This window comes from Mesorhizobium sp. M2A.F.Ca.ET.067.02.1.1 (assembly GCF_004023285.1).
GTDB lineage: Bacteria > Pseudomonadota > Alphaproteobacteria > Rhizobiales > Rhizobiaceae > Mesorhizobium.
On the sequence record NZ_RZSB01000738.1, the window covers coordinates 1 to 2,992 of the forward strand.

A 2,992-nucleotide genomic window follows, 5' to 3' on the forward strand; every position below is an offset into this window, starting at 1 on the left:
GGACCTGCTTTGTCAGTCGCCCGAACTCGCGCAGCATGGTGGCCAGGATCATCAGCAGTGGCTCGACTAGTGGCATGACAACCAGATCTGTGCCGGCCAACTCGCGCACACGACTGGCGAAGGCGGTTCGCGACGGCGTGCCCAGCTTGATGCCAGCCTCCCGCAGGATCGCCCTGACCACGTTCTCGATGGTGCGCATTTCGTTCAGCACCGTGCGGCGGGCGACGAGGAGGGATCGCCAGAGACGGCACTGCCGGCTCTTGACATGCACCTGTCGATACCAGCCGGTGCGCAATGATCTGCGCCAGCGCGCGGGCATCATTCCGATCCGTCTTGTTTGGCATCGTCTTCATCGCCGCATTGGCCTGCCGGGTCTCAATGCAGATGGCCGGCAGGCCATCGGCGCACATCCCGTCGTGAAGCCAGGCCGTCAGCGAACACGCTTCGAGCCCGATGCGCTCCAGCGGCAGATCGACTTTCCGCAACGCTTCGATCAACGCCTGCGGCTCGCTCGCCGCACGCGCCTCCTTCACGATCCGCCCGGCCTCGTCGACCACGCAAATCGCGGTCTCTTCCAAAGACACGTCAAGTCCGGCAAAATACTTCATGGCCGCTCCTCCTGATGTTTGTGCAATCTACATCGACCACGTTCTCACATCTCGACAGGAGCAGCCGCCCTCAATCTGGCTCGGGCGAGACCCCAATACCCCATCTGTTGAAGAAGGATCACGTTTGGCCTTGAGGATGGCCTCGTCGCCGTTGTGGTAGGCGAAGTGTTGATTTTCACTGAGAACTGACCCGGCGACATAGGATATTTCCACCGAGAATTGACCCATGTTTGAACCTTGCCCTGCGTTTTTCAGCGGGGGCTACGGAGTGATCAACATGGCATTACTGAGTGTGATCCGACGCTGGCATTTTCGAGAGCATCTATCGATGCGTGAGATTAGCCGTAGGACCGGCCTGTCGCGGATTACCATCCGCAAATTGGGCGGCGTGGAGCCGGAGTTCAAGGTTCCCGAGCGGCCGAGCAAGCTTGACCCTTTTGCCGACCGTTTGTCGGCCTGGCTGAGGACGGAAGCCAAAAAGAACCGCAAACAGAAACGCACGGTGAAGCAGCTTCATGCCGATCTGCTGAGCCTTGGCTATGAGGGGTCTTACGGTCGTGTTGCTGCTTTCGCTCGGGAGTGGAAAGCGGATCTGCAGAGGGAATTACAGACGACAGGGCGCGGGACATTCGTGCCGCTGGGGTTCGAGCCTGGGGAAGCGTTCCAGTTCGACTGGTCCGAGGACTGGGCAATCATCGGCCATGAACGCACCAAGCTGCAGGTGGCCCATACCAAGCTCAGCTACTCCAGGGCCTTCATCGTGCGAGCCTATCTCCTGCAAACGCACGAGATGCTTCGACGTCACGCATTCCGTGTGTTTGGCGGCGTTCCCCGGCGCGGCATCTACGACAATATGCGGACAGCGATCGATAAGGTCGGCCGCGGCAAGGAGCGCGACGTCAATGGCCGCTTCATGGCAATGGCCAGCCATTACCTGTTCGAACCTATTTCTGCAATCCCGCGTCTGGCTGGGAGAAGGGACAGGTCGAGAAGAACGTGCAGGATGCGCGGCACCGGTTCTTTCAACCGATTCCACGCTTTCCATCACTGGAAGCCCTGAACGACTGGCTGGAGCTTCGATGCAAGGAGTTCTGGCAGCAGACCCCGCATGGAAAAATGCGCGGCACCATTGCCGATATCTGGGCAGAGGAAGCCCAGGCCCTCATGCCGGCGTCCCGTCTCTTCGACGACTTTGTCGAATACACCAAGCGGGTCTCCCCACCTGTCTCGTACATCTGGTGCGCAACCGCTACAGCGTTCCGGCTTCCTTTGCCAATCGGCCCGTGAGCCTTCGGGTCTATCCGGATCGCGTCGTTGTCGCTGCAGAGGGTCTGATTGTCTGTGAGCATCGCCGCATCGTCGATCGCTCGCATGATCGGCCAGGACAAACGATCTATGACTGGCGGCACTACCTGGCTGTCGTTCAGCGCAAGCCAGGCGCCCTTCGCAACGGAGCACCGTTCGCCGAACTTCCCGATGCGTTCAGGAATTTACAGCAACATTTGCTCAAGAAGCAGGGCGGTGATCGGGAGATGGTCGACATCCTGGCACTTGTCCTCCAACACGACGAGCAGGCTGTGCTCCTGGCCGTGGAGATCGCGTTGGAAGCCGGCGTTCCAACCAAAACACATGTGCTGAACCTTCTCCATCGGCTCGTCGACGGTAAATCGCTCACGCCCCCGACCATCAGTGCTCCTCAAGCTTTGACGCTCACCAATGAGCCGAAAGCCAACGTCGAACGCTACGATGCTTTGAGGAAGGTCCTGGAGGTGCGCCATGCGTCATAACCCTGCCAGCGGCGCAATCGTCATCATGCTCCGGAGCCTGAAGATGCACGGCATGGCGCAAGCTGTGGGCGAACTCACCGAACAGGGAGCGCCTGCGTTCGGAGCCGCCATTCCGATCCTGTCGCAACTGCTCAAGGCCGAGACGGCGGAACGCGAGGTCAGATCGACAGCCTACCAGCCCCAACTGGGAAAGCAGTTCTGGCAGTCGATAGAGATCCTTGAGGGCGTCAACCAGCCTCGTCTTCTCCCGGTTACTCAGGAGTGGCAGATCGACGCCCAGGCCTTTTTTTTTAAGAGTTCATTGGCCTTCTTCAAGAGATCATGCTCGAGCTGCAATTGGCGGACATCGCGTTGGAGGGCTTCAAGCTGTCGCTCGAGTTCCTCGCGGTCCGGCGCCGGCGGAGAGGCGTTGCGGCGTTTCATGGATGAGGGAGCCTCATGACCGAGTAACTGGTTCTTCCAGTTGTACAACGTCGGTCTGCATACGCCCAGCCGGTCAGCTACGTCCTGGGCACTTTCCTCTCCACTGCAAAGCCCAATGACGCCGACCTGCTTCAACGCCTCGGGATACGCCGGCCGCCACGATCGACCGACTAT

The 2,992-nt window shown here is 59.7% G+C and carries 4 pseudogenes; 2 read left to right on the forward strand and 2 right to left on the reverse strand.

What is annotated here, in order from left to right:
- Positions 1 to 608 (reverse strand): annotated as a pseudogene (locus EOA28_RS30975) (transposase); the annotation flags it as partial.
- A 277-nt stretch (positions 609 to 885) separates the two neighbouring features.
- Between EOA28_RS30975 and istA the strand changes: the two are divergent.
- Together istA and EOA28_RS30985 are read left to right on the forward strand one after the other, a co-directional pair.
- Positions 886 to 2,395, forward strand: a pseudogene (istA, locus tag EOA28_RS30980) (IS21 family transposase).
- Positions 2,385 to 2,573: pseudogene (locus EOA28_RS30985) on the forward strand (ATP-binding protein); the annotation flags it as partial. The pseudogenes istA and EOA28_RS30985, both read left to right, overlap by 11 nt.
- Before the next feature lie 3 nt (positions 2,574 to 2,576).
- On the opposite strand, the pseudogene EOA28_RS30990 reads toward EOA28_RS30985, so the two are convergent.
- A pseudogene (locus EOA28_RS30990) lies at positions 2,577 to 2,992 on the reverse strand (IS3 family transposase); the annotation flags it as partial.